Below are 23900 nucleotides of genomic sequence, written 5' to 3' on the forward strand. Positions count from 1 at the left end.
ACCCAAATCCTTCCGGACCAACCCACTGCTTCAGGTCAGATCTGCGGGACCGGCTCAGCGCCGGAAGATCTCGTCCGCGACCGTAATCGCCCGGTCGTTGGGGAGGGCGGAATCCCGGAAGGTCTCCAACCGAATCTGGACGCGGTTGAACTGCCCGCGCGGCGAGGTGCGAAAGAATCTCTGGAAGGCGACCAGGCCGCCGTTGCCGGACACGTCACCCTGCGCGAAGGGCGTCCAGGTACCGCTGTTGCTGCGGAAGCGCACCTTCAGAATGGCCTGGATGGGTTCGCGGAAGTTATCGGCGAACAGGGTGCCTCGGACCGCCACGCGGCCATCGCTCGCCCAGCAGATGATCGCCTTGCCGAGGGGGGACCCGAACAGGTGGGGGAAGTCGCCGAAATCCGCGCCTCCGGTATCGATGGATATCTCCTGCACCCGCGCGATGTTCGACTGAGCGAACATGTTGCAGTCGCCCCCACCGAAGGCGCGCGCCGCGCCTGACGTGAACCCGGCAAGAGCGAAACCGAGAATTGCTGTCGTCAGCATTCTCCCTGAAAAAAACCTCGCCATTCGAGTGCCCCCGATGGTCCGCCGACGTTTCGCGCGGATAGCCAAAACGCGGCCAAGCTATGGGGTTGATTTTGCAGGCACAAGACAAAAACTTCGTCGCGATATTCGGACGAGGCCAGAAAGGCAGGCTGTGTGTCGGACTATTTTACCGTCAATCGGATGCAAAATTTATCTGTCCGGCTGAAATTGCAGGAAGACAACTTTGCGCGAACGGCTCGGGGCAATGTCGGTGGCGGGCAGACGGAGGCGGGGCAGCCCTCCGTCCCCGGACAATGCCTGATCAGGCGGCGTTCTTGATGGCGAGGCCGTCCTCGTAGGACACTTCCTTGTAGTGCGCGACTTCCGCATATTTCAGCCCCACGTCGGCGAGGGCGTCGAGCTTGGCGGCGGTGTCGAACTTCTTGAGCTTCACCTTGTCCACGTAGAAGGTGTCGATCAGCTCGTTGTAGACCGAGGTCTCATCGAGGAAGATGGCGAAGATCTTCACGTCGCCGAAGCGGATCAGCAGGCGGTTACCCTGGGGCAGGTCCGAGATATAGACGAAATACTTGCCGTCACCGTCCAGCGCGGCGCCGAGCGTTTCCACCAGCTTGGGCAGGTTCTCGTAGCTGGTGATGGAGCCGGCGAGGAAGCCGATGGCGGGCTTGCCGTCTTCCGCGACCGAGAACACCTCCTTCAGCACCGTCTCCGGCCCGTCATAGGCAATCTCGCCGCGGAAGCCGAAGCGGCCGGCGACGTGGGTGTCGGCATTCAGGGTCGGCTTCAGCAGGCGGCCCTCGGTGCTCAGCTTGGCAAAAGGCGTGTCAGCAACAGCGGTCATGGGAAAGTCCTTGGGTGAGGTCGTTATGGGCGTGCCCCAAAAGGCGTGCCGTGGAGACCCTCGTGTGCGCCGGCCGTGGATGGCCGGACCGGGCACGAGGCCCCGGTCTGCCGTGCCCTTCGGACACGACCTCTTGTCCAGCGGAGGCGTGTGCCTCAATCGCCGGCAATCAATACCTCGGGCATCTCGTTGGGGTCCTCCACGTCCAGGCCGTCCTCCTCGGCGAGGGGAACGTTGACGAGGCAGACGTCGCCGTCATCCACGACGATCTCGATGGGGGTGAGAGACTTGCCCTTGCAGGGGCCGATGAAGCAGACGCCGGTGTCGGGGTCGAACTTCGCCTGGTGTCGCCCGCAGGCGAGGAAATTGGCTTCGCGGTCCAGGAACTCGCCGGGATAGGCATCGAGCCGCTTGCCCTCGTGCGGGCAGACATTCTCGTAGCCGTGGAAGCTGTTGCCGCGGCGGGCGATGAAGATCGGCCACGCCTTCTTGTTGCCGTCCGCGTCGAGCCGCGCGAGCACGAAGCCGCGGGCGTCGCCATCCTGAATTTCGTAGGTGGCGCAGATGGCGAAGAGTTCGGTCATCACAACAGCTTTCCCAGGCCCGGACGGGGCGGGAAAGCTGAAGCAAAAACGGGGCCGCTGCTCAGGCGGCCCCAATTGTCGCGTCTCCGACATTACCCGTCGGAGGGCGGAATGGCCGGTGGCCGGACTGATTTCCCCGGGGGATCAGTCCACGTCGTCGACGCTCTCCGGCCCGCCGCCATAGGCGCGCTGGGCGAGGGCGGCCTGCATGAAGGGATCGAGATCGCCGTCCAGCACCTCCTGCGGCGTGCCGGAGGTGACGCCGGTGCGCAGGTCCTTCACCAGCTGGTAGGGCTGGAGCACGTAGGAGCGGATCTGGTGGCCCCAGCCGATGTCGGTCTTTGCCGCCTGCTCGGCCATGGCCTCCGCCTCGCGCTTCTTCAGCTCGAGGTCGTAGAGCTTGGCGCGCAGCATGTTCCAGGCCGTGGCGCGGTTCTTGTGCTGGGAGCGGTCGCCCTCGCTCACCACGGCGATGCCGGTGGGAATGTGGGTGAGGCGCACCGCCGATTCCGTCTTGTTCACGTGCTGGCCGCCCGCGCCGCCCGAGCGCATGGTGTCCACCCGCACGTCGGCTTCCTTGATGTCCACCACGATGCGGTCGTCCACCACGGGATAGACATCCACAGAGGCGAAGGAGGTCTGCCGCCGCGCGTTGGAATCGAAGGGCGAGATGCGCACCAGGCGGTGGACGCCCGCCTCGGTCTTCAGCCAGCCATAGGCATTGTGGCCCTTCACCTGGATGGTGGCGGACTTCAACCCGGCCTGCTCGCCCTGGCTCTCGTCCATCAGCTCCACCTTGAAGCCGTGGCGTTCGCACCAGCGACGGTACATGCGCAGGAGCATCTCCGCCCAGTCCTGGCTGTCGGTGCCGCCGGCACCGGCATGGACTTCGAGATAGCTGTCGTTGGAATCGGCCTCGCCGGACAGCAGGGCCTCCAGCTCGCGCCGCGCGAGTTCCGCCTTCAGCCCGTCGAGGGATGCTGCGGCCTCGGAGATCACGCCCTCGTCGCCTTCCGACTCGCCGAGATCGATCAGCTCGATGTTGTCGGCAAGGTCGCGCTCCACCCGATCGATGGCGCCGAGACCGTCCTCCAGGCTGGTGCGTTCCTGCATCAGCTTCTGCGCCCGCTCGGGATCGTCCCAGAGCTTGGGATCTTCAACGATGGCGTTGAGTTCGGCCAGGCGCCGGCGCGAGCGGTCCACGTCGAGGTGGGACCGCAACAGGTCGAGGGAGGCTTTGATCTCGTCGACTTTTGCGGCGAGTTCCGCGCGCATGGCTCATCTTTCTCCGGCTGAGGGCCGCGGAAAATAGCGGCGGGGCGCGCGGGTGTAAACGCCGGGCCGGCGGGGAAGGGGATCAGGCGAAGAAATGGCTCACCGGGCTCGCTGCGCGGCGAGCCAGGTGCCGACGTCCGCCGCTTCGATGGGACGGGCGAAAAGGAAGCCCTGCGCCGCGTGGCAACCGAGGAATCGCAGGAGATCGGCCTGCGCCTGCGTCTCCACGCCCTCCGCCACCACCGTCATGCCGAGGCTGTGGCCGATGCGGATCACCGCCGTGGCCAGCGCCTGGGCATTCTGGTCCTGTTCGATGGAGAGCATGAAGGAGCGGTCGATCTTCAGCTCGGCGATGGGGAGGCGCGAGAGGGCGCTGAGGCTGGAATAGCCGGTGCCGAAATCGTCCATGGCGATGCGCACGCCGAGCGCCTCGATGGCCCGCGCCGTGGCGAAGGAGTTCGGGTGCTGGTCCATCATCACCCGTTCGGTGATCTCGACCCTGAGGTCCGACGGCTTCAGGTCGTACTCGCGCAGCGCCCCGGAGATGAAGCCGACGATATCGCCGCCGCGAAAGCTGAGCGGCGAGAGGTTCACCGAGACGTGCGGGACGTCCACGCCCTCCGCGCGCCAGGCGGCGATGCGCTGGCAGGCGGTTTCCACCGCCCATTCGTCGATGCTCTCGATGAGGCCGTATTCCTCGGCGAGCGGAATGAAGCGGGTGGCGGGCACATCGCCGTAGATCGGGTCCGTCCAGCGCGAGAGCGCCTCGACGCCATGGAGCGCGCCGGACGCAAGCAGCACCTGCGGCTGGTAGACGAGGCGCAGGGCGCGGTTCTGGATCGCCTCGCGCAGCGCCACCGAAAGCACGAGCCGGTCCAGCACCCGCCGGTTCAGTTCCTCGGTGAAGAAATGGAACTTGCCGCGCCCCTTGCGCTTGGCCTCATGCACGGCGGTATCAGCGTGCTTGAGCAGTGTTTCCGCATCGGCTCCGTGCTCGGGAAAGAGCGCGATGCCGACCGACGCGGACATGGTGAGGTGGAGCGCCTGCGCGGTGATGGGCGCCGCCACATATTCCAGCAGCCGCCGGGCGATGCGGGCCGCCTCCTCCGCGGTGCAGTCGTGCACGATGATGAGGAACTCGTCGCCGCCGGTCCGTCCGACCACGTCGCCGGTGCGAAGCTGCGCCTTGAGCCGGCGCGACACCTCCACCAGGAGCTCGTCGCCGGTGGAATGGCCGAGCGTCTCGTTCACATCCTTGAAGTGGTCGATGTCGAGGTAGAGCACGGCGAGCGGCTGCTCGAGCGTGCGGGCCTCCACCAGCAATTCCTCAAGGATCGCATGGAGCTGGCGCCGGTTGGCGAGGCCGGTCAGCGTGTCCACGTTGGCCAGCATCTCGATGCGCTTCTTGGCCTCGAAGCGCTCCAGCGCCAGCGCGCAGAGATCGGAGCAGGCGGCGACGACGTTCTCGAGCCACGGCGTGGGGCCGCGCGCGGTCTTGAAATAGAAGGCGAAGGTGGCCGCCACCTTGCCGCCGCGCAGCTTCACCGGGATGGACCAACAGCCGGTGATGCCGGGCGGGACGGGCAGGTCCTGGAAGTCCTCCCAGAGGGGACTGGTGGCGATGTCCTCCACCAGCACCGGCACCCCGCGGAAGGCGGCCGTGCCGCAGCTGCCGCTCCTGGGGCCGATGGCGACCCCCTCCACCGCAGCGGAAAACTCCGCTGGAAGGCTCGGGGCGGCGAGCACGGTGAGGCGCTCGTCCGCGGTGACGCCGAGGATGGAGCAGAGCGCGTCGGGCGCGAGGCCCTGCACCTTGCGGCACAGGATGTCCATGATGTCGGCCATGGGCGCATCGGCGGCCAGCGCGCCGAGCACCTGGCGCTGCAAGTCTTCCACGAGCCGGGTGTGGGTGATGTCGGCGATGACGGCGACCACCTGCTCCAGTTCGCCCGTCTGGCGGTCCATGACCGGAGTGACGTTTGCCGACACCCAGACCTCCATTCCGGATTTGCCCTTGAGCGAGACATCCTCCGCAAGGGAGATGCGCCGTTCCATGGCGTCTTTGATGTGTTCGGCGAACCCGCCGTTTCCGAGCCGTCCGCAGAACAGCTCGGCGAGGGTGAGGCCGGTCGGCCCTTCAATACCGGCGTCCAGCATGTCATGGAACGCGGAGTTGGCGTAGATCACCTTGCCGTGCGCGTCGGCGACGAGGACGCCCCGGTCGGTCTTTTCGGCGACCGCGGCCAGGATTCCAAGGCTCATCTGCGGCGCCACGGGGCTCAGCGCGGGGCGCACGAATGCGATGTAATAGGTCTCGCGCTTGTGCTGGGCGCGGGTGACGGAGACGACGCCCTCCAGGAGCGAGCCATCGTTACGCACGATGGAGAGGGGAAGTTCACCCCCCCGTTCCTCGCTTGCGCCGGGGATGAGTTCGCCCACGTCGCGCCCGATCGCCTCGGCCTGACTCAATCCCCACAGGCGCTCGGCCGCCGTGTTGATGAAGGTGACGAGGTTGTTCGTGTCGAAGAAGACAACGGCCTCGCGGCCTTGGGCGCGGGCAGCTGCTGGGCGATCCGCCATTTTCCCGTCCATGGCTGAAGCTCCCGGCCGTGGGCCCCAAGCGTCAAGAGGACGCCATCGGGCCGTCCGCCCGCAACATCTTCAGCTTACCCAGTGGCATGCGTGACTAGCTTACCTATCTCTGGGCGCTTGTACAGGAACGGTACAAGAATGAGGTTAATCTGCGTCAAAATCCGGGCTCGCAGCGGCGTCCCGGGACGCGGTCGCCATGGCACCGTATCCGCCGAGAATCCTTGCAGGCGCGTGCCCGCAGGACCGCCATCACCAGCGTTGCAGCATACTGACGCACGGCCACGCTCAAGGGCCGGCCTATGGCTCCGCTGCCGCCGCGAAGGAGGGGGCAGCGGAGCATCAGGAGTACGATAAGAGCCTCAGTAGAGGCCGCCCGTGCCGCTTCGGGCCACCGGGGTGACGGGCTCGGGATTTGACCCGTCGGTGCCCGCATAGCCAGCCACCGAATAGCCGTCCGGCGGGGCAGTGCCCGGCTTGAAGGCTTCGAGGATGGCATTGCCGTCGCCCGCGCTGGTGCGCTGTCCGCTCTTGCGGTCGATGCGAACCAGCTTGATGCCGGCCGGCACCCGGAACGGGATGGCCGGACGATCGGCGATGGCCACCTTCATGAAGTCGCGCGCGATGGGCGCGGAGAGGAGGCCGCCGGTGGAGCCCTTGCCCATGGGCCTGGGCTTGTCGTAGCCGAGATAGATACCGACCACGATTTCCGGCGTGAAGCCGATGAACCAGGCGTCCTTCTCGTCGTTGGTCGTGCCGGTCTTGCCGGCGATGGGCTTGCCCAGTTCCTTGAGCGCCGTGCCCGTGCCGCGCTGCACCACGCCCTCCATCATGGAGGTGATCTGGTAGGCGGTCATGGGATCGAGCACCACCGGGCGCCGGTCGATCAGGGACGGCTCGGGCTGGTTCTCCCACTTGGTCGCCTCGCAGCCGCGGCACTCGCGCTCGTCGTGGCGATAGATGGTGTGGCCATAGCGGTCCTGGATGCGGTCGATCAGCGACGGCGTCACCTTGCGGCCGCCGTTGGCGATCATGGCGTAGGCACCGGTCATGCGCATCAGCGTGGTCTCGCCGGAGCCGAGCGCCATGGCGAGGTAGGGCGGCATGTCGTCATAGATGCCGAAGCGCTTGGCGTATTCGGCGATGATGGGCATGCCCACGTCGTTGGCGAGGCGCACCGTCATCACGTTGCGCGACTGCTCAAGGCCGAAGCGCAGCGTCTGCGGGCCGTAATATTTCTTGGAGTAGTTCTCCGGCCGCCAGGTTTCCTGGCCCTGCTGCTCAAGCTCGAACGGGGCGTCGATGACGATGGTCGACGGCGTGTAGCCGTTGTCGAGCGCGGCCGAATAGACGATGGGCTTGAACGAGGAGCCCGGCTGCCGCATGGCTTGGGTGGCGCGGTTGAACTGGCTCTCGTCGTAGGAGAAGCCACCGGAAAGGGCCAGCACGCGGCCGGTGGTGGGCTCCATCACCACCATGGCGCCCTCGACGCCGGGCGGCTGGCGCAGGCGCCATTGTCCACCGGCGCCGCCGAGCGGCTCCACATAGACCACGTCTCCGGGCTTCAGCACCTGGCTGATGGGCTTGCGCGTCCACTTGGCGCCCTCGGCCGGGATCAGGCCGATCTCGCGCTCGATGGAGCGCTGGCCGGACTTGGTGCGCGACGGCTGGAGACCAATGCGGGCATTGTCCTTGCTCACGTCGAGCACGATGGCGAGGCGCCAGGGAATGTCGGTCCATTCCCTGATTTCGCCCAACTTCACGCCCCAGTCGTCGCCGGGCACGAGCTCGATGTGGGTAACGGGCTTGCGCCAGCCACGCTCCTCGTCATAGCGCACCATGCCGTCGGTGAGGGTCTTCTTCGCCAGCACCTGCAGCTTGGGATCGAGCGGCGTGCGCACGGAGAGGCCGCCTTCGTAGAGCTTGCGCTCGCCGTAGCGCTCATAGATCTGCCGACGCACCTCTTCCGCGTAATATTCCGCGGCGAAGATCTGCGCGCCCGTGGCACGGGGCGTGACCTCCAGCGGCGCCTTCTTGGCCGCCTCGCCCTCCTGCGGGGAGACGAAGCCGTTCTCCACCATGCGATCGATCACCCAGTTGCGGCGGTCGGTGGCGCGGCTGCGCTCGCGGAAGGGGTTGTAGTTGGACGGCGCCTTCGGCAAAGCGGCGAGATAGGCCGCCTCCTGCACGTTCAGCTCGTCCACGGACTTGTCGAAATAGACCAGCGCCGCCGCGGCGATGCCGTAGGCGCCCATGCCGAGATAGATCTCGTTCAGGTACAGCTCGAGGATGCGGTCCTTGGAATAGGCCCGCTCGATGCGCAGGGCGAGGAGGGCCTCCTTGATCTTGCGGTCGAGGCTGCGCTCGTTGGTCAGCAGGAAGTTCTTGGCCACCTGCTGGGTGATGGTGGAGGCGCCCTGGGCGCGGACGTTCTTGCCGTAATTCTGCGCGGCGGTCAGGGCCGCACGGAAGATGCCGGTGGGATCGATGCCCCCGTGCTCATAGAAATTCTTGTCCTCGGCCGAGAGGAACGCCTCGATCACGAGGCGCGGCACGGACTGGATGGGAATATAGAGGCGCCGCTGCTTGGCATATTCCGCCACCAGCGCGCCGTCCGCCGCATGGACGCGCGTCATCACGGGCGGCTCGTAATTCTGCAACTGGGAGTAGTCGGGCAGGTCCTGGGAATATTTCCAGACCTGATAGGTTGCTCCCGCCGCGCCTGCCAGCAGCACCAGCGTCGCGAGCGCGAACAGGAAACCCAGGAACCTCAAAATCACCCGCATCTCGCAGCTTCCTCCCGCCGCAACCCGAGGGACGCCCTAAGCCGGGCACTGACCGCACGCTGTCCACGCCGACCACCAACGACAGCCAACCCCGTCATGGCCGCGATCTGCCTGAGCGCGACTTGCCATAACCCGACTTGGCGTCGATGCGAAGCGACTACATTGGGAAACGCGAAGTCCCAAGGCAACCGCTCACCACACCCGCTCAGACCTTGACGCTCCGTCACGGTAAAGGGGTCTGCACGGACCCCCACCGCGTCCGCCCTCATGGACTCGCACGGCCACCGCTATGGGGGCGAAACGTGGCCTCTTCGCGACGGAAGGGTGCTGAGGGACGCAAGGCTCCCTCCGAACCGGACACCCGACATGAAAAGGGCCTCCCGGAGGAGGCCCTTTCACATTCAGGACAAGTCAGGCCGGATGGCCGTCAGCCGCCGAACAGCTTGCGCTGCCACCAGCCCGAGCGGGGCTTGGCGGGGGGCGCTGTCTCTTCGGCCGGCGCGGCGGGCGTCTCGGGCGCCGGGGCCGGCTCGGCAGCGGGCGCTTCCGCCTCGGGCGCCGCAGCCTCGGAAGCTGCCACCTCAGGGGCAGGCTCGACGGCCGGCTCAGAAGGGGCTTCCGCTGCAACGGGCGCGGCAGGGGTGGCGATGCCGCCCTCGGACAGGATCACCGGCGCCTTCTCGCGAATGGTGGAGCGACGACGGCGGGGGGCCGCCTCGGCGTTCTCCGCCACCGGCTCGGGCGCAGCGACCGGCGTGGCGGGGACTTCGGCGACAGGCTCGGCCCGGGCTTCTGCGGGGGCTTCGGCAAAGGTGGACGAGGTGATGGGGGCTGCCGCGACCTCAGACTCTGCAGCCACCGGCTGCTCGTCGTCGGTCTCGTCGGAGCCATCGCTCTCGCCGTCAGCGCTTCCCGGAGCGTCATCGTCGCGCTCGCGGCGGTTGCGACGTCCGCCCCGGCGACCGCGGCGACGGCGACGACGGTCGCCGTTCTCGTCGTCGGAGCGCTCGCCATCGGCGCGGTCGTCCTCGCCGCGCTCCTCGTCGTCACGCTCGTCATCCTCGCGGGCGCTGTCGTCGCGCGCGCCATCGGCGGCATGATCCTGAGCCTCGGCACCTTCGGCGGAGGTGTCATCCTCCTCCTCGCCCTCGGCTCCCTCGGCGCTCTCGCGGCCTTCCTCGCGATCGCCCCGCCGCCGCCGGCGGCGGCGGCGGCGCTTGCGGCCGGCTTCGTCGGAGCGCTCGCCATTGCCTTCGGACGCCTCGGCCTCAGCCTCGGCTTCAATCTCGGCTTCCTCGACGATCTCCTCCTCGTCCTCCTCGACGAAATCCTCGTCGGGCAGGATGGAGTCGGGCTGCACCACGGTGCTCGGCCGCGGGGCGGCGGGCGCGGGGGCGGCGAGATCGCCCTTCTCGATGATGAAGGGCTGGTGGCCGGTGACGCTCTCGTCCGCCGCGACGGAGAGGGTGACGCTGAAGCGCTCCTCCAGCTCGCGCAGATGAGCGCGCTTCTGGTTCAGAACGTAGAGCGCCACCTCGGTGCGGGTGCGGGCGACGAGATTGTGGGTCTGCGAGCGCAGCAACTGCTCTTCCAGCGCGCGCAGCAGCTGGAGCGAGACGGAGGCCGCCGAGCGCACGTGTCCGGTGCCGCCGCAGTGCGGGCACACCTCGATGGAGCTTTCCAGCACGCCGGTGCGGATGCGCTGGCGCGACATCTCCAGCAGGCCGAAGTGCGAGATGCGGCCGATCTGGATGCGGGCGCGGTCGTTCTTGAGGCAATCCTTGAGCTTGCGCTCCACCGACCGGTTGTTGCGCTTCTCCTCCATGTCGATGAAATCGATCACGATGAGGCCGGCAAGGTCGCGCAGGCGCAGCTGGCGGGCGATTTCCTCGGAAGCTTCGAGGTTCGTCTTGAGGGCGGTGTCCTCGATATGGTGCTCGCGGGTCGCCCGGCCCGAGTTCACGTCGATGGAGACGAGCGCCTCGGTGGGATTGATGACGATGTAGCCGCCGCTCTTCAGCTGCACCACGGGGGAGAACATGGCATCGAGCTGCTGCTCCACGCCATAGCGGGCGAAGATGGGCTGCGGCTCGCGATAGGGCATCACCGACTTCGCGTGGCTCGGCATGAGCATGCGCATGAAGTCGCGGGCCTCGCGGAAACCCTCCTCGCCGGCGACATGGATGTCGTCGATGTCCTTGTTGTAGAGGTCGCGGATGGCGCGCTTGATGAGCGAGCCTTCCTCGTAAACGAGGCTGGGCGCGGTGGAGGAGAGCGTCATCTCCCGCACCGTCTCCCACAGCCGCAGGAGATATTCGAAGTCTCGCTTGATCTCGGTCTTGGTGCGGTTGGCGCCTGCGGTGCGCAGGATGATGCCCATCCCTTCCGGCACCTCCAGATCCTGCACAACTTCCTTCAGGCGCTTCCGGTCAACGGCATTGGTGATCTTGCGGGAGATGCCGCCGCCACGGGCGGTGTTCGGCATCAGCACGGAATAGCGGCCGGCGAGGGAGAGGTAGGTGGTGAGGGCCGCGCCCTTGTTGCCGCGCTCTTCCTTGACCACCTGCACCAGCATCACCTGACGGCGACGGATGACTTCCTGGATCTTGTAGCTGCGGGCGCGGCGCTGCGGCGCGCGCTCCGGCACCTCTTCGAGGGCGTCCTCGTCAGCGCCGAGGTGCTCGATTTCCTCTTCCTCGTCGATCTGGTCGACATCGCTGTCGTCCTCGTCTTCGTCCTCGTCCTTGTCACGCTTGCGATCATGCCGGCGGCCGCGGTGGCGGCGGGAGCGGGGCTGCTCCTCGTCGTCGGAGCGCTCCTCGCGCGCGGACTCCTCAGGGGCCTTCTCTTCCGAAGCCTCGTCCGAGTCCTCTTCGTCATCGTCCTCGTCTTCGTCCTCTTCGGCGTCGTCGTCCTCGTCGGTCTCCGACTGGGGCGCCTCATCCTCGCCGGGCGCGGAGGTAAAGGCGACCTCCTCGCGGATCACCGCTTCGCCTTCGAGGATCGGCGCGGGATCGCTCTCGCCCTCGGCGGCCTCGCGGCGACGCAGGGCGTCCTCGTCATCCGCCGCCTGCTCCTGCGGGGCGGGGAGGGGAGTGCCCAGCGGCGCGTCCATGGCGGCCTCGACCACGGCGGCAGCGGCTTCCGCGGCCTCGGCGGGGGCGACCAGCGCGCTCATCGGCTCGGCATGGTGCTCGGACGGAGCCGACACGGCCTCGGCGGAGGCCTCGGTCACGGCGTCGTGCGCGGGCGCCGCGTCTTCAGCGGCTTCAAACCCATCGGCGGCAAGCGTCTCGCCGGCCTCGGGGGCCGGGTGCTCCGCCGGCTCAACGGCGGTGCTGATGCTCTGATCCGGCTGGGAGCGCCTGGCGCGGCTGCGCTCGCGGCGGCGGTCCTTGAGGTCGGCCTCGTCCTCGGCAAGGCGCGCCGCGCGCTCCTCCTCCTCGATCAGGGCGAGACGGTCGGCGACCGGGATCTGGTAATAGTCGGGATGGATCTCGCTGAAGGCGAGGAAGCCGTGGCGGTTGCCGCCGTACTCGATGAAAGCCGCCTGGAGCGACGGCTCAACGCGCGTCACCTTGGCGAGATAGATGTTGCCCCGCAACTGCTTGCGGGATGCGGACTCATAGTCGAATTCTTCGACCCGGTTCCCGCGCACGACCACGACCCGGGTCTCCTCCGGGTGGGTCGCATCGATGAGCATCTTGTTGGCCATGGAAATCTCTCTTCACGGCGCCGGGAGCAATGCTCCGCGACGGCCGCGGCTCGACCCCTGCGGGCGCTGCCGCGACGCCGTTCTGGCGCCGGATGTGATGACGTGAGGAAGAAGGGGAGGCACAGGTACGCCCAAGCGCGTCGCTCGCACGCTCGGGGGCGGGGCACACGGAAGCGCGCTCAGCGCGCATGTCGTGCGGAAAAAATTCCATGCCCTCGGCTACCCGCTCCTCGATGAAGGGTTCAGGCCGGGGCGGAGGCGGGCGCCTCGTTCCGACCACGGTACACACTCGCCCGATTCCCCAGATCGTCCCCTCGCGGACCATCGGCAAAGCTGGCTTCGAGGCATGCCGCCCGCGCCGGTCCGGCGCTTGCCTAAAGGGTCCTCGGTGACGGGGGATCGTCCCTGAGGGTGCCGCCATCGGCAATGGGCGTTGCCTTGATCCCGGGCTATCGCATGCGCAGCGACCCGCCCGGATTCTCGACACACCCTGCGGCAGCCGCGGCAACCGGGGCCGAAGAGCCTGTTCCGGAACGCGAACTGTGTACGGTTCCCTTCTTACCCGCCCGACTTCCCGCTTGGCAAGGATCATGCGTCCTGAACCTCGCGCCGGACGGCTATAACGCTCCGTCAACGGCTCGTTTACACGCCCCGCCTTATGCCTGCCCCTCTCTTGTGGCCCGCTCCGGACGCTGCCGAAGGGCAGCCCCAACGAGGGTGAGATTGCGATGATGCGACGCCGGCCCGGCCCCGCCGCCTTGTCCGTTGTCCCGCCACGGGGGCTGCGCGGCGCTGCCGCTTTCTTGTTCCTGTTCACTTTTGTGGCACTCGCCACCGGCCCCGCCCGGGCGCAGGGGGAGGGGGGCGCAGCGGCACCGGCACCGGCTTTGGCGCGTGAGGCGCGGCTCGCCGGCGACGCCAAGCGCACCCGCCTGATCGTCGACCTCGACCGTGCCCCGGCCTTCCGGGCCTTCACCCTCGCAAACCCGCCCCGGGTGATTCTCGACCTCTCCGACGTCACCTTCGCCCTGAGGCCCGACGCCAGCCAATTGCGGCGGGGGCTGGTGACGGCCTACCGATTCGGCGTCTTCGCCCCGGGCAAGGCGCGCATGGTGCTGGAGGTGTCCGGACCGGTCGCCATCGACAAGGCGTTCGTGCTGGATGCGGTGGATGACCAGCCGGCCCGCCTCGTGGTGGATCTGGTGAAGGCCGATCCCGCCGCCTTCGCCCGCTCTATCGCCACCGAGGCCGAGCAGCGCACCGCGTTACCGGCTGCGCCCGTTGCCGCGCCGCCGGCCGGCGACACGCGTCCGGTCATCGTCATCGATCCCGGCCACGGCGGCATCGATTCCGGCACGTCCGGCTATTCGGCCTTTGTCGAAAAGACCATCGTGCTGGAAACAGCCCTCGCCGTGCGCGACCGCCTGGAGAAAGCGGGCGGCTACCGGGTGGTGCTGACCCGCTCCACCGACACCTTCATCCCGCTCGCCGACCGGGTGCGCATCGCCCGCGCCAACCGGGCCGACCTGTTCATCTCCATCCATGCCGATGCGCTGGCCCGGGGTGATGGCAGGGCGCGCGGCGCCAGCGTCTACACCCTGTCGGAGACCGCCAGCGACACGGAATCCGCCCATCTGGCCGACAAGGAGAACAAGGCGGACCTCATCGCCGGCGTCGATCTCTCCGACGAGACCGACGAGGTGGCGGGCATTCTGGTGGACCTCGCCCAGCGGGAGACGCGCAATTTCTCCGCCTTGTTCGCCCGCACGCTGGTCGGCAGCATGAGGGCGGCGACGCGGATGCACGGCACGCCCTTGAAATCCGCCGGCTTCCGCGTGTTGCGGGCCCACGACGTGCCCTCCGTGCTGGTGGAACTCGGCTACATGTCGAGCCCCGACGACCTGAAGCAACTCACCTCCGAAGCCGGCCGCGACCGCATGGCCGACGCCATCGCCGCAGGTGTCACGCAGTTCTTCGCGCACAAGGGTGCGGCGGGGCATCAGGCGGTGGACGACGGCGGGCCGGCTCCCGGCCGCTAGGCGAGTGACGCTCCGTGTGCGCGTCAGACGCGCAAGTGTGACTCGTGTCGACATGAGCCTTGCCCCGCGCCTTGGACCGAGTACCATGGGGAAGAGCGGCGTCCGGCCGAGATTCAAAACGATTTAGTCCTCGGCCGGCAACCACGCTGCATCAAGCACAAAGCGGACAAAGACGCCGCATTCCGTGTGGGAGGAAATTGATGATCGACCGTCGCCGTGGCCTTGCGGCCGCGCTCGCCCTTGCGGCTGCCTTCACGCTCGGCGGGCCGGCCAGCGCCCAGACCAAGCTCAAGTGGGCGCATGTCTACGAGCCGTCCGAGCCCTTCCACACCGCCTCCGTCTGGGCTGCGGGCGAGATCGCCAAGCGCACCAACGGGCGCTACCAGATCGATGTCTATCCCTCCTCGCAGCTCGGCAAGGAAAGCGACATCAACCAGGGTCTGACGCTCGGCACCGTGGACATGATCATCTCCGGCTCGAGCTTCGCCGGAAAGGCCTACCCGCCTATCGGCGTCACGTACTACCCCTACACCTTCCGCGATGCGAACCACCTGCTCACTTACGCCAAGAGCGACGTGTTCAAGGATCTCGCCAAGGGCTACGAGGACAAGACCGGCAACCACATCGTCGCCGTCACCTATTACGGCGTGCGCCAGTCCACCTCGAACAGGCCGTTCAAGACCTGCGCCGAGATGAAGGGCCTCAAGATCCGGGTGCCGGATGCCCCCGCCTATCTCGCCATGCCCAAGGCCTGCGGCGCGAACATTACCCCCATTGCCTTCGCCGAGGTCTATCTCGCCCTCCAGAACGGCACGGTGGATGCGCAGGAAAATCCGCTCACCACCATCGAGGCGAAGAAATTCTACGAGGTGCAGAAGAACATCGTGCTGACTGGCCACATCGTGGACCACCTCAACACGATCATCTCCGGCAGCCTGTGGAAGAAGCTCTCGCCGGAGGACCAGAAGATCTTCACCGAGGTCACGCAGGAGGCGGCCGCCAAGGCCACGGCCGAGGTGGCGCAGCGGGAGAAGGAACTGCTCGACATCTTCAAGCAGAAGGGCCTCACCATCATCGAGGTGGACACGGACGACTTCCGCAACACCGTGATGAAGAACATCACCTTCGAGAGCTTCGGCTATCGCAAGGCCGACTGGGACCGCATCCAGGCCATCAAGGGCAACATGTGAGGGCTCAGGCGGGGGCACCTGCTCCCGCCGTGGTCCCGCAGTGCTCCCTCTCCCCTTGCGGGAGAGGGCTGGGGTGAGGGGGATGTTTCCGCTCGTCCCAACCGCCGAGGTCCCTGACCACTCCGGCACCGCTACCCCTCACCCCCGGCCCCTCTCCCGCAAGGGGAGAGGGGAGGCGAACGGGCTGGCTGGTAGGGTCTGACTGTCGTCCGCGCTTGCGGTAGCGCTCCCTCTTCTTCCCGTTCCCTCAGCCCGGACCCCTTCATGGCCCAAGAAGTCCACACCCGCGTCACCGGCGAGGAACTCGCCCATACGTTCGAGCAGCAGGAGGAGGTGGACCTCTCCGGCTACGCTTTCGAGGACTGGATCACCCTCGCCATCTTCTGGATCATGGCGGGGCTGGTCTTCACCCAGTTCTTCACCCGCTACGTGCTGAACGACAGCTTTTCGTGGACCGAGGAACTCGCCACCTATTGCCTCGTGGCGGTGGTGTTCATCGGCGCGGCCATGTGCGTGCGGCTCTCCCGGCACATCCAGGTGGACCTCATCTACCGCTTCATTCCGGAGCCGGCGGGGCGGGTGCTCTCGCTGTTCGTGGACCTCGTGCGCACCAGCTTCATCGCCTACGGGGTGTGGCTGATGGTGCGCTACATCGCCCTCGTCGGCGACGAGCCCATGGTGATGGTCGATGCGCCGAAGAGCGTCGTCTACTACGCGGTCCTGTTCGGCTTCGTGATGATGCTGATCCGCTCGGTCCAGGTCGCCGTCGGCAACATCCGCCGCGGCTACAGCGTGCTTGAACGCCCCGAGGCGTTCGAAGGCACCTACGATCACAAGGGGGACTGAGCCATGTGGCTGCTCATCGGCGGGTTCCTCTTCCTGATGCTTTGCGGCGTGCCTGTGGCCATCGCCATGGCCGGGGCGTCGCTCGTCTACATTCTCGTCAGCGGCACCGTGCCGGACGTGGTCATCGCCCAGCGGATGATAGCCGGCGTGGAGAGCTTTCCGCTTCTGGCGGTGCCGTTCTTCATCCTTGCCGGCAACCTCATGAACATCGCCGGCGTCACCGGGCGCATCTATGCCTTCGCGGTGGCGCTGGTGGGCTGGATGCGGGGCGGCCTGGGGCAGGTGAACATCATCGGCTCGGTGATCTTCTCCGGCATGTCCGGCACCGCCATCGCGGATGCTGCCGGGCTCGGCACCATCGAGATCAAGGCCATGAAGGATCATGGCTATTCCACCGAGTTCTCGGTCGGCGTCACCGCCGCCTCGGCGACGCTCGGGCCGATCATTCCGCCCAGCCTGCCGTTCGTCATCTATGGCATGCTCGCCAACGTCTCCATCGGCGCGCTCTTCCTCGGCGGGGTGGTGCCCGGCGCGGTGATGACGCTGCTCATGATGGCGACGGTCGCCTATTTCGCCCGGCGCAACGGCTGGGGCTCGGATGCGGCGTTCGAGTGGGGGAAGCTGCTCTCGGCCGGCGTCGAGGTGGTGATCGTGCTGGCGTTCCCGGCGGCGGTCTATGTGATGATGGCCCTCGGGCTCTCCACCAACCAGGCGGTGCTCATCGCGCTGGCGGTGCTCGTCGCCCTCGACTGGTATTTCGATTTCTCCGCCGTCATGGCGCTAATGACGCCGGTCATCCTCATCGGCGGCATGACCCTCGGCTGGTTCACGCCCACCGAGGCGGCAGTGGCGGCGGTGATCTGGTCGCTGTTCCTGGGGCTGGTGCGCTACCGCTCCATGACGCTGAAGACGTTGGCGAAGGCGACCTTCGACACCATCGAGACGACGGCCTCGGTGCTGTTCATCGTCACCGCGGCGTCCATCTTCGCGTGGTTGCTCACGGCGAGTCAGGCGGCGCAGATGCTGTCGGACGCCATCCTCGGCTTCACCCAGAACAAATGGGTGTTCCTGGCGCTGGCCAACCTGCTCATCCTGTTCGTGGGCTGCTTCATCGACACCATCGCGGCCATCACGATCCTGGTGCCGATCCTCTTGCCCATCGTGCTCAAGCTCGGCATCGATCCGATCCACTTCGGGCTCATCATGACGCTGAACCTGATGATCGGGCTGCTGCACCCGCCGCTGGGCATGGTGCTGTTCGTGCTGGCGCGGGTGGCGCGGCTCTCGGTGGAACGCACCACCATGGCCATCCTGCCCTGGCTGGTGCCGTTGATGATCGCGTTGCTCGCGATCACCTACATTCCTGGCCTCACCCTCTGGCTGCCCCACGCCATGGGGCTCGGCCGCTGAGGCAGGGGAACGCGAAGAAGAATCAGGCGCCCGGCCGTCCCTCGGGGGCGGACGGGGCGATAACGCGGCGGCCTTCCTCGGCCTTGTAATAGTATTGGCTCGCCACCAGCCAGCCCTTCAACGGTCGCAGGGGCGGGATGCAGGTGAGCAGCAAGAGGGGCAGCGTGGTCACGAGGTGGACCCAGTAGGGCGCCTGGAAGGCCACCTCCAGCCAGATGGCGAAGAGAACCGCCGGCACGCAGGCGAAGCACATGACGAAGAAGGCCGGGCCGTCCGCCGGATCGGCGAAGGAATAGTCGAGCCCGCAGACCTCGCAGGCCGGAGCGATGGTGAGGAAGCCATTGAAGAGGTGGCCCTCGCCGCAGCGGGGGCAACGGCCTCTCACGCCCGTGGAAAGGGGCGAGAGCCTCGGCCAATGTTGTTCGTTCATGTCTTCTCCCGGGCCGGTGGGGGCATCTGCCCGTCCGGCGTCACGCGGGTCGGGCGATTGTTCGCCGGCGCAGTGTGCTCCCGTGAGGTAAGTCTCGGCCGTGCCACCCGCAAGTGAGACCGAGTCGCAGCGGCACCAGGCCGCATCCATGCTGACGCAGGGGGTGACACACGGCCGGCCGCCCTTTATTCGGGTTGCAGGAGGCGCAACCCAAGGGAATTGGGCAACGGAACGGGGCGGGCATGGATATCGTTTTTGTCGGTGCCGGGCTCGCCAATTGCCTGATCGCCGCCCGCATCGCCGAACGGCGCAGCCGCGTGCGGGTGCTGTTGCTGGAGGCCGGCGAAAGCGTCGGCGGGAACCACAGCTGGTCCTATCATTCCAGCGATTTCGGCCGCATGCAGCACGCCTTCCTCAGCCCGTTCCGCGCCCATGTGTGGATGGGGCACGACGTGCACTTCCCGGCCTACTCGCGCATCCTCAAGGGCCATTACGGCACCATCACCTCCGAGCGCATGTCGCAGGTGATGCACGAGCGCCTCAATCCGTCCATCCGCCTCAATGCCAAGGTGGCCCATGTGGCGGCCGATCATGTGGTCCTCGCCGGCGGCGAGCGCATCGATGCGGGAGCGGTGATCGACGGACGCGGGCCGGTTTCGTCGCGTCATCTTGACCTCGGCTTTCAGAAGTTCCTCGGCCAGGAGGTTCAGCTCACCCGTCCGCACGGTCTGCATCGGCCTTTCATCATGGATGCGCGGGTGGAGCAGATCGACGGCTATCGCTTCGTCTATGTGCTGCCGCTCGATCCGCAGACGGTGCTGATCGAGGACACCTATTATTCCAGCGGCGCCGAGCTTCCCATCGAGACCCTGCGCGGGCGCATCGCCGCCTACGCCGCCGGGCAGGGCTGGGAGATCGACCACGTGGTGCGCGAAGAGGAAGGCGTTCTGCCCATCGCCCTTGGCGGCGATATCGGCGCTTTCCTGGCCGAGGCGCCCCAGGGGGTCGCGCGGGTCGGGTTGCGCGCCGCGCTGTTCCACCCCACCACCGGCTATTCGCTGCCGGATGCACTGGAGCTCGCGGACCTCGTGAGCGAGCTGCCGGATATCTCAGGCCCCGCGATCGCAGCCTTCGTGCGCCAGCACGCGGCCCGACGCTGGGAGAGCCGCGGGTTCTTCCGGCTGCTCAATCGAATGCTGTTCCGCGCGGCCGCGCCGGATCGCCGCTATGCCATCCTCGAGCGCTTTTACCGCTTGCCCGAGGACCTGATCCAACGCTTCTACGGGGATCGCCTCACCTTCAAGGACAAGGCACGCATCCTTACGGGCCGTCCGCCCGTATCGGTGCTGAAGGCGCTTTCCTGCCTCCCCGAGACGAAATCCGCGACCGGTCCCAGATAATGCTCGACGTCACCAAGTCTCCCCGCCGCGCCGCCGTCATCGGGTCCGGCTTCGGCGGGCTCGCTCTCGCCATCCGCCTGCAGGCGGCCGGCATCGCCACCACCATCTTCGAGCAGCGGGACAAGCCCGGTGGCCGGGCCTATGTCTACGAGGACAAGGGCTTCACCTTCGATGGCGGGCCGACTGTCATCACCGATCCCTCCTGCCTGGAAGAGGTCGCTGAGGCGGCCGGCCGGCGCCTCAGCGACTATGTGGACCTGATCTCGGTCTCGCCCTTCTACCGGCTGCTGTGGTCGGACGGGCGGCAGTTCGACTATGTGAACGAGCAGACCGCCCTCGATGCCCAGATCGCGGCCTTCAACCCGGCTGATGTGGAAGGCTACCGGCGCTTCTTCGCCTATTCCAAGGCGGTGTTCGAGGAGGGGTACCTCAAGCTCGGCGCCGTGCCGTTCCTGAATTTCTCGGACATGATGAAGGCCGGGCCGCAGCTGGCCAAGCTCCAGGCGTGGCGCTCGGTCTATTCCATGGTGTCGAGCTTCATCCAGGACGAGCACCTGCGGGAGGCTTTCTCCTTCCACTCGCTGCTGGTGGGGGGAAATCCCTTCTCCACCTCCTCCATCTACGCCCTGATCCATGCGCTGGAGCGCAAATGGGGCGTGTTCTTCCCCCGCGGCGGCACCGGTGCGCTGGTGCGCGGCATGGTGAAGCTGTTCACCGACCTCGGCGGCACCATCCACCTCTCCGCCAAGGTCGATGAGATCGTCGTGGAGGGCGACCGGGCCACCGGCGTGCGCGTCGGCGGGGAGATGCTCCCGTTCGACCTCGTCGCCTCCAACGCGGACGTGGTGCACACCTATGCCCACCTCATGCGCAACAGCGTGCGCGGGAGGGCGGAGGGCGCCAAGCTCGCGAAGAAGCGGCATTCCATGTCGCTCTTCGTCATCTATTTCGGCGCCAACCGCACCTGGGACCATCTCCAGCACCACACGGTGCTGTTCGGCCCGCGCTATCGCGGCCTTGTGGACGAGATCTTCAAGGGCCCGCGCCTGCCGGACGATTTCTCGCTCTATCTCCACGCGCCCACCGTGACCGACAAGTCGCTGGCGCCGGAGGGCTCCACCGCCTTCTATGTGCTCTCCCCCGTGCCGCATCTCGGCAAGGCGGACATCGACTGGGAGGTGGAGGGGCCGAAGTATCGCGACCGCATCCTCGGCCATCTGGAGCAGCGCCTGCTGCCGGGGCTCAAGGAAAGTCTCGTGACGACGCGCATCCTCACGCCCTTCGGCTTCCGCGATGAGCTCTCCGCCCATCTCGGTTCCGCCTTCTCGGTGGAGCCGATCCTGACCCAGTCGGCCTGGTTCCGCCCGCACAATCGCGACGACAAGATCGCCAACCTCTATTTCGCCGGTGCCGGTACCCATCCGGGCGCGGGCGTGCCGGGGGTGGTTGGCTCGGCCAAGGCGACGGCGGGCCTCATTCTCGCCGATCTCGGCATCCCCGCCCGGTCGCCGGCATGAGCGGGGCGGATGCCGCTCCGGACGTGGTGGGCGCGAGCGAGGAGGCCATCGCCAAAGGCTCCAAGAGCTTCGCCGCCGCCGCCCGGCTGTTCGCCCCGCGCATGCGGGAAGACGCGGTGATGCTCTATGCCTGGTGCCGCCACTGCGACGATGTGGTGGACGGGCAGGAGCTGGGCCACGGCCGCATCGCGAGCGCTGAGACGCCCGCCGAGCGGCTGGACGCGCTGTTCGAGGAGACCCGCCGGGCCTATCGCGGCGTCCCGTCCTCCCACCCCGCCTTCGCGGCCTTCGCCGAGGTGGTCCGCCGCAACGACATTCCCGAGCGCCACCCCCTCGACCTGCTCGAGGGCTTCCGCATGGATGTGGAAGGCCGCCGCTACGACACCCTCGATGACACGCTCACCTACTGCTACCACGTGGCCGGCGTGGTGGGGGTGATGATGGCGCTGATCATGGGGGCGCGGGACGAGGTGGTGCTGGACCGGGCGAGCGATCTCGGCCTCGGCTTCCAGCTCACCAATATCTCCCGCGACGTGATCGAGGATGCCGGCATCGGCCGCATCTACGTGCCGGGCACCTTCCTCGACATGGAAGGCGTGCCCGAGGCCGGGATCGCCGACCCCGAGCACCGCGCCAACGTGGCTGCCGCCGTCGCGCGCCTGCTCGACGTGGCCGAGCCCTATTACGAACAGGCGGTGATCGGCATGGGCGCCCTGCCATTCCGCGCCGCCGCCGCCGTGGGCGCCGCACGCTGCGTCTACCGCGCCATCGGGACCGAGGTGCGCCGGCGCGGAGCGCAGGCGTGGGATGCGCGCGTCTCCACCACCAAGGCGCAGAAGATCGGCTATCTCATGCAGGGCATCGGCCTCGCCTTCGCCACCCGGCGCAGCGGCCCCCAGCCGCCGCGCCCGAAGCATTTGTGGACCCGGCCGCGATGACCCATTTCGCCGTCGTCGCCCCGCCGCTGCCGGGGCACTACAACCCCTTGCTGGTGCTGGCGCGTGAACTGGGCGCGCGGGGCCATCGCGTCACCTTCGTTCACATGGCCGATGCGGAGCGGCTGGTGAAGGGCAAGGGCGCGGGCTTCGCTGCAGTCGGCGCGCGCGATTATCCCGCTGACGCCCTCGACACCTATGTGAACCGCCTCGCCAAGCCCACCGGCCTGTTCGGCCTTCTCGGTACGCTGCGCGCGACCGCCGCGCAGACGGACATGCTCTGCCGAGACCTACCCGGCGTGCTGCGCGACATCGGTGCGGACGCGGTGATCGCCGACCAGACGGAGGCCGCCGGCACGCTCGTGGCGCGCCATCTCGGCCTGCCGGTGGTCTCCACCGCGACGGCGCTGCTGCTGAACCGCGAGGTTGGCGTGCCGCCGCCGTTCGTGCCGTGGCCCTATGAGGCGGGGGAGAAGGCGCTCGTCCGCAACAAGGGCGGCTATCGCGTCACTGATTTCCTGATGTCGTCCATGCGCAAGGTGCTGGCGCGGCATGGTGAAGCCTTTGGCCTCGATCCGTTCGCCGACGGTGGGTTCTCGCCGCTGCTGGCGGTTGCGCAGATGCCGAAGGGGCTGGACTTTCCCCGCACCGAACTGCCCGCCACCTTCCACTACGGCTCCCCTTGGCGCGATGCCGCCGCCATCCCGGCCACAACGGCGCCGCTGCCGGACGGGGAGGGCAAGCCCCTCGTCTTCTGCTCGCTGGGCACATTGCAGGGGGCGCGGGTCGACCTCTTCCGCAAGGTGGCGCTGGCGGCGCGGGAGGTGGGTGTGCGTCTGCTGATCGCCCATGGCGGGCTTCTTTCGCAGGCCGAGGTTGGCCGCCTGAGCGATCTCGCCGAGGTGCGCGCCTTCGTGCCCCAGCAGGAGGTGCTGAAGCGCTGTGCGGCGGCCGTGCTGCATTGCGGCATGAATACGGTGCTCGATGCCATGGCCGAGGGCGTGCCGCTCGTCGCCATGCCCATCGCCTTTGAGCAGCCGGCCACGGCCGCCCGCCTCGCCTATGCCGGCGTCGCCGAAGTCGTGCCCGCCGGCCGGGCCAGCCAGAAGCGCCTCACGACAGCGCTCCGGGCGGTGCTGGAACAACCGGGCTATGGCGAGAAGGCACGGCGTATCGCGGCCGAGATGGCGCACGGGCGCGGCGTGACCGATGCCGCCGATTTCATCGAGGCGGCGGTGGTCAGGCTGGAGCCCGTGGCCGTCTGAGGCGATAGAGCACCTGCCGCCGCAATGGGTGGCCCGGCGGCGTGGACGGCAAATCGAAATCCCCGCCTTCGTCCCGCACCATGCCGAGCCGCTCCATCACCGCCCGCGAGCGAAGGTTGGCCGGAACGGTGATGGCGACGATCTCCTCCAGCCCCAGCGTCGCGAACCCGAAATCCAGCGCCGCCCGCGCCGCCTCGGTGGCATAGCCCCGGCCCCAGAAGGCGGGATCGAAGCGCCAGCCGATCTCCACCGCCGGCGTGAAATGCTCCGCATAGGGCACATGCACCAGCCCGCAATAGCCGGCGAAGTCGGTGACGCCCGGTGCCTCCACCACCCACAGGCCGAACCCGTGGCGGGCGAAATGGGCCTCGGCGCGATCCGCGACCGCATCGCTCGCGGTGCGGTCGAGCACTGGCATGAGGAATTCCATGGCGCGCGGGTCGGACTGCATCCGCCAAAGGCCCTCGCGGTCGGAGGGCTGCCACGGTCGCAGCGTGAGGCGGGCGGTGGTGAGCGTCGGGGCGGTCAT

The 23900-nt window shown here is 67.6% G+C and carries 17 protein-coding genes; 8 read left to right on the forward strand and 9 right to left on the reverse strand.

What is annotated here, in order from left to right; translation table 11 throughout:
- Positions 1 to 54: 54 nt before the first annotated feature.
- The 7 genes from A37E_RS0119660 to A37E_RS0119690 all read right to left on the reverse strand — a co-directional run bounded on the left by A37E_RS0119660 (position 55) and on the right by A37E_RS0119690 (position 12339).
- On the reverse strand, positions 55 to 546 hold the full coding sequence (locus A37E_RS0119660; RefSeq protein ID WP_156026388.1) for a hypothetical protein: 492 nt from the start codon (positions 544 to 546) through the stop codon (positions 55 to 57).
- 304 nt (positions 547 to 850) lie between these two features.
- A complete protein-coding gene (locus A37E_RS0119665) occupies positions 851 to 1390 on the reverse strand; it encodes a hypothetical protein (RefSeq protein WP_029558178.1) in 540 nt (179 codons plus the stop codon).
- Between the two features lie 155 nt (positions 1391 to 1545).
- Positions 1546 to 1974: a Rieske 2Fe-2S domain-containing protein gene (locus A37E_RS0119670; protein WP_029558179.1), complete on the reverse strand. Its 429-nt coding sequence runs from the start codon at positions 1972 to 1974 to the stop codon at positions 1546 to 1548.
- A gap of 144 nt (positions 1975 to 2118) precedes the next feature.
- On the reverse strand, positions 2119 to 3249 hold the full coding sequence (gene prfB, locus A37E_RS0119675) for a peptide chain release factor 2 (RefSeq protein WP_024279410.1): 1131 nt from the start codon (positions 3247 to 3249) through the stop codon (positions 2119 to 2121).
- Between the two features lie 99 nt (positions 3250 to 3348).
- Positions 3349 to 5841: an EAL domain-containing protein gene (locus tag A37E_RS0119680; RefSeq protein ID WP_029558181.1), complete on the reverse strand. Its 2493-nt coding sequence runs from the start codon at positions 5839 to 5841 to the stop codon at positions 3349 to 3351.
- Between the two features lie 359 nt (positions 5842 to 6200).
- On the reverse strand, positions 6201 to 8624 hold the full coding sequence (locus A37E_RS0119685) for a penicillin-binding protein 1A (RefSeq protein WP_029558182.1): 2424 nt from the start codon (positions 8622 to 8624) through the stop codon (positions 6201 to 6203).
- Positions 8625 to 9051: 427 nt separating this feature from the next.
- A complete protein-coding gene (locus tag A37E_RS0119690; RefSeq protein ID WP_029558183.1) occupies positions 9052 to 12339 on the reverse strand; it encodes an Rne/Rng family ribonuclease in 3288 nt (1095 codons plus the stop codon).
- Between the two features lie 803 nt (positions 12340 to 13142).
- On the opposite strand from A37E_RS0119690, the gene A37E_RS0119695 reads away from it, so the two are divergent.
- From A37E_RS0119695 to A37E_RS0119710, 4 genes are all read left to right on the forward strand, one after another.
- Positions 13143 to 14378, forward strand: coding sequence for an N-acetylmuramoyl-L-alanine amidase (locus A37E_RS0119695; RefSeq protein WP_245279383.1), 1236 nt, complete (start codon positions 13143 to 13145; stop codon positions 14376 to 14378).
- A gap of 200 nt (positions 14379 to 14578) precedes the next feature.
- A complete protein-coding gene (locus A37E_RS0119700; protein WP_029558185.1) occupies positions 14579 to 15568 on the forward strand; it encodes a sialic acid TRAP transporter substrate-binding protein SiaP in 990 nt (329 codons plus the stop codon).
- A gap of 264 nt (positions 15569 to 15832) precedes the next feature.
- Positions 15833 to 16414 carry a TRAP transporter small permease gene (locus tag A37E_RS0119705; RefSeq protein ID WP_029558186.1) on the forward strand — a complete coding sequence of 194 codons (582 nt, stop codon included), beginning with the start codon at positions 15833 to 15835 and terminating at the stop codon, positions 16412 to 16414.
- Between the two features lie 3 nt (positions 16415 to 16417).
- Positions 16418 to 17824 carry a TRAP transporter large permease gene (locus tag A37E_RS0119710; protein WP_029558187.1) on the forward strand — a complete coding sequence of 469 codons (1407 nt, stop codon included), beginning with the start codon at positions 16418 to 16420 and terminating at the stop codon, positions 17822 to 17824.
- A gap of 22 nt (positions 17825 to 17846) precedes the next feature.
- Here the strand turns inward: A37E_RS0119710 and A37E_RS0119715 are convergent, their stop codons facing one another.
- Positions 17847 to 18254: a DUF983 domain-containing protein gene (locus tag A37E_RS0119715; RefSeq protein WP_029558188.1), complete on the reverse strand. Its 408-nt coding sequence runs from the start codon at positions 18252 to 18254 to the stop codon at positions 17847 to 17849.
- A gap of 242 nt (positions 18255 to 18496) precedes the next feature.
- On the opposite strand from A37E_RS0119715, the gene crtY reads away from it, so the two are divergent.
- From crtY to A37E_RS0119735, 4 genes are read left to right on the forward strand one after another with little or no spacing between them, the layout of a single operon-like run.
- The gene (crtY, locus tag A37E_RS0119720) at positions 18497 to 19654 is read left to right on the forward strand and encodes a lycopene beta-cyclase CrtY (RefSeq protein ID WP_029558189.1); all 1158 of its coding nucleotides are present in this window, start codon (positions 18497 to 18499) and stop codon (positions 19652 to 19654) included.
- On the forward strand, positions 19654 to 21171 hold the full coding sequence (locus A37E_RS0119725) for a phytoene desaturase (protein ID WP_029558190.1): 1518 nt from the start codon (positions 19654 to 19656) through the stop codon (positions 21169 to 21171). The genes crtY and A37E_RS0119725 overlap by 1 nt, the downstream gene beginning before the upstream one ends.
- Positions 21168 to 22109 (forward strand): phytoene/squalene synthase family protein, encoded by a 942-nt coding sequence (locus A37E_RS0119730; RefSeq protein WP_029558191.1) that lies wholly within the window; start codon positions 21168 to 21170, stop codon positions 22107 to 22109. The genes A37E_RS0119725 and A37E_RS0119730 overlap by 4 nt, the downstream gene beginning before the upstream one ends.
- Positions 22106 to 23371, forward strand: a complete 1266-nt coding sequence (locus tag A37E_RS0119735) for a glycosyltransferase (protein ID WP_029558192.1) — start codon at positions 22106 to 22108, stop codon at positions 23369 to 23371. Before A37E_RS0119730 ends, A37E_RS0119735 begins: the two co-directional genes overlap by 4 nt.
- Here the strand turns inward: A37E_RS0119735 and A37E_RS0119740 are convergent.
- A complete protein-coding gene (locus tag A37E_RS0119740) occupies positions 23346 to 23900 on the reverse strand; it encodes a GNAT family N-acetyltransferase (protein WP_029558193.1) in 555 nt (184 codons plus the stop codon). The two genes, A37E_RS0119735 and A37E_RS0119740, sit on opposite strands and share 26 nt — an antisense overlap.

The sequence above is a fragment of the Xanthobacter sp. 91 genome, from assembly GCF_000702385.1.
GTDB classification, from domain to species: domain Bacteria; phylum Pseudomonadota; class Alphaproteobacteria; order Rhizobiales; family Xanthobacteraceae; genus Xanthobacter; species Xanthobacter aminoxidans.

Excerpts from the sequence above, each read along its gene's own strand:
- A37E_RS0119660 (WP_156026388.1), bottom strand. The coding sequence starts at position 546 with ATGCTGACGACAGCAATTCTCGGTTTCGCTCTTGCCGGGTTCACGTCA.
- A37E_RS0119665 (WP_029558178.1), bottom strand. The coding sequence starts at position 1,390 with ATGACCGCTGTTGCTGACACGCCTTTTGCCAAGCTGAGCACCGAGGGC.
- A37E_RS0119670 (WP_029558179.1), bottom strand. The coding sequence starts at position 1,974 with ATGACCGAACTCTTCGCCATCTGCGCCACCTACGAAATTCAGGATGGC.
- prfB (WP_024279410.1), bottom strand. The coding sequence starts at position 3,249 with ATGCGCGCGGAACTCGCCGCAAAAGTCGACGAGATCAAAGCCTCCCTC.
- A37E_RS0119680 (WP_029558181.1), bottom strand. The coding sequence starts at position 5,841 with ATGGACGGGAAAATGGCGGATCGCCCAGCAGCTGCCCGCGCCCAAGGC.
- A37E_RS0119685 (WP_029558182.1), bottom strand. The coding sequence starts at position 8,624 with ATGCGGGTGATTTTGAGGTTCCTGGGTTTCCTGTTCGCGCTCGCGACG.
- A37E_RS0119690 (WP_029558183.1), bottom strand. The coding sequence starts at position 12,339 with ATGGCCAACAAGATGCTCATCGATGCGACCCACCCGGAGGAGACCCGG.
- A37E_RS0119700 (WP_029558185.1), top strand. The coding sequence starts at position 14,579 with ATGATCGACCGTCGCCGTGGCCTTGCGGCCGCGCTCGCCCTTGCGGCT.
- A37E_RS0119705 (WP_029558186.1), top strand. The coding sequence starts at position 15,833 with ATGGCCCAAGAAGTCCACACCCGCGTCACCGGCGAGGAACTCGCCCAT.
- A37E_RS0119710 (WP_029558187.1), top strand. The coding sequence starts at position 16,418 with ATGTGGCTGCTCATCGGCGGGTTCCTCTTCCTGATGCTTTGCGGCGTG.
- A37E_RS0119715 (WP_029558188.1), bottom strand. The coding sequence starts at position 18,254 with ATGAACGAACAACATTGGCCGAGGCTCTCGCCCCTTTCCACGGGCGTG.
- crtY (WP_029558189.1), top strand. The coding sequence starts at position 18,497 with ATGGATATCGTTTTTGTCGGTGCCGGGCTCGCCAATTGCCTGATCGCC.
- A37E_RS0119725 (WP_029558190.1), top strand. The coding sequence starts at position 19,654 with ATGCTCGACGTCACCAAGTCTCCCCGCCGCGCCGCCGTCATCGGGTCC.
- A37E_RS0119730 (WP_029558191.1), top strand. The coding sequence starts at position 21,168 with ATGAGCGGGGCGGATGCCGCTCCGGACGTGGTGGGCGCGAGCGAGGAG.
- A37E_RS0119735 (WP_029558192.1), top strand. The coding sequence starts at position 22,106 with ATGACCCATTTCGCCGTCGTCGCCCCGCCGCTGCCGGGGCACTACAAC.
- A37E_RS0119740 (WP_029558193.1), bottom strand. The coding sequence starts at position 23,900 with ATGACCGCCCCGACGCTCACCACCGCCCGCCTCACGCTGCGACCGTGG.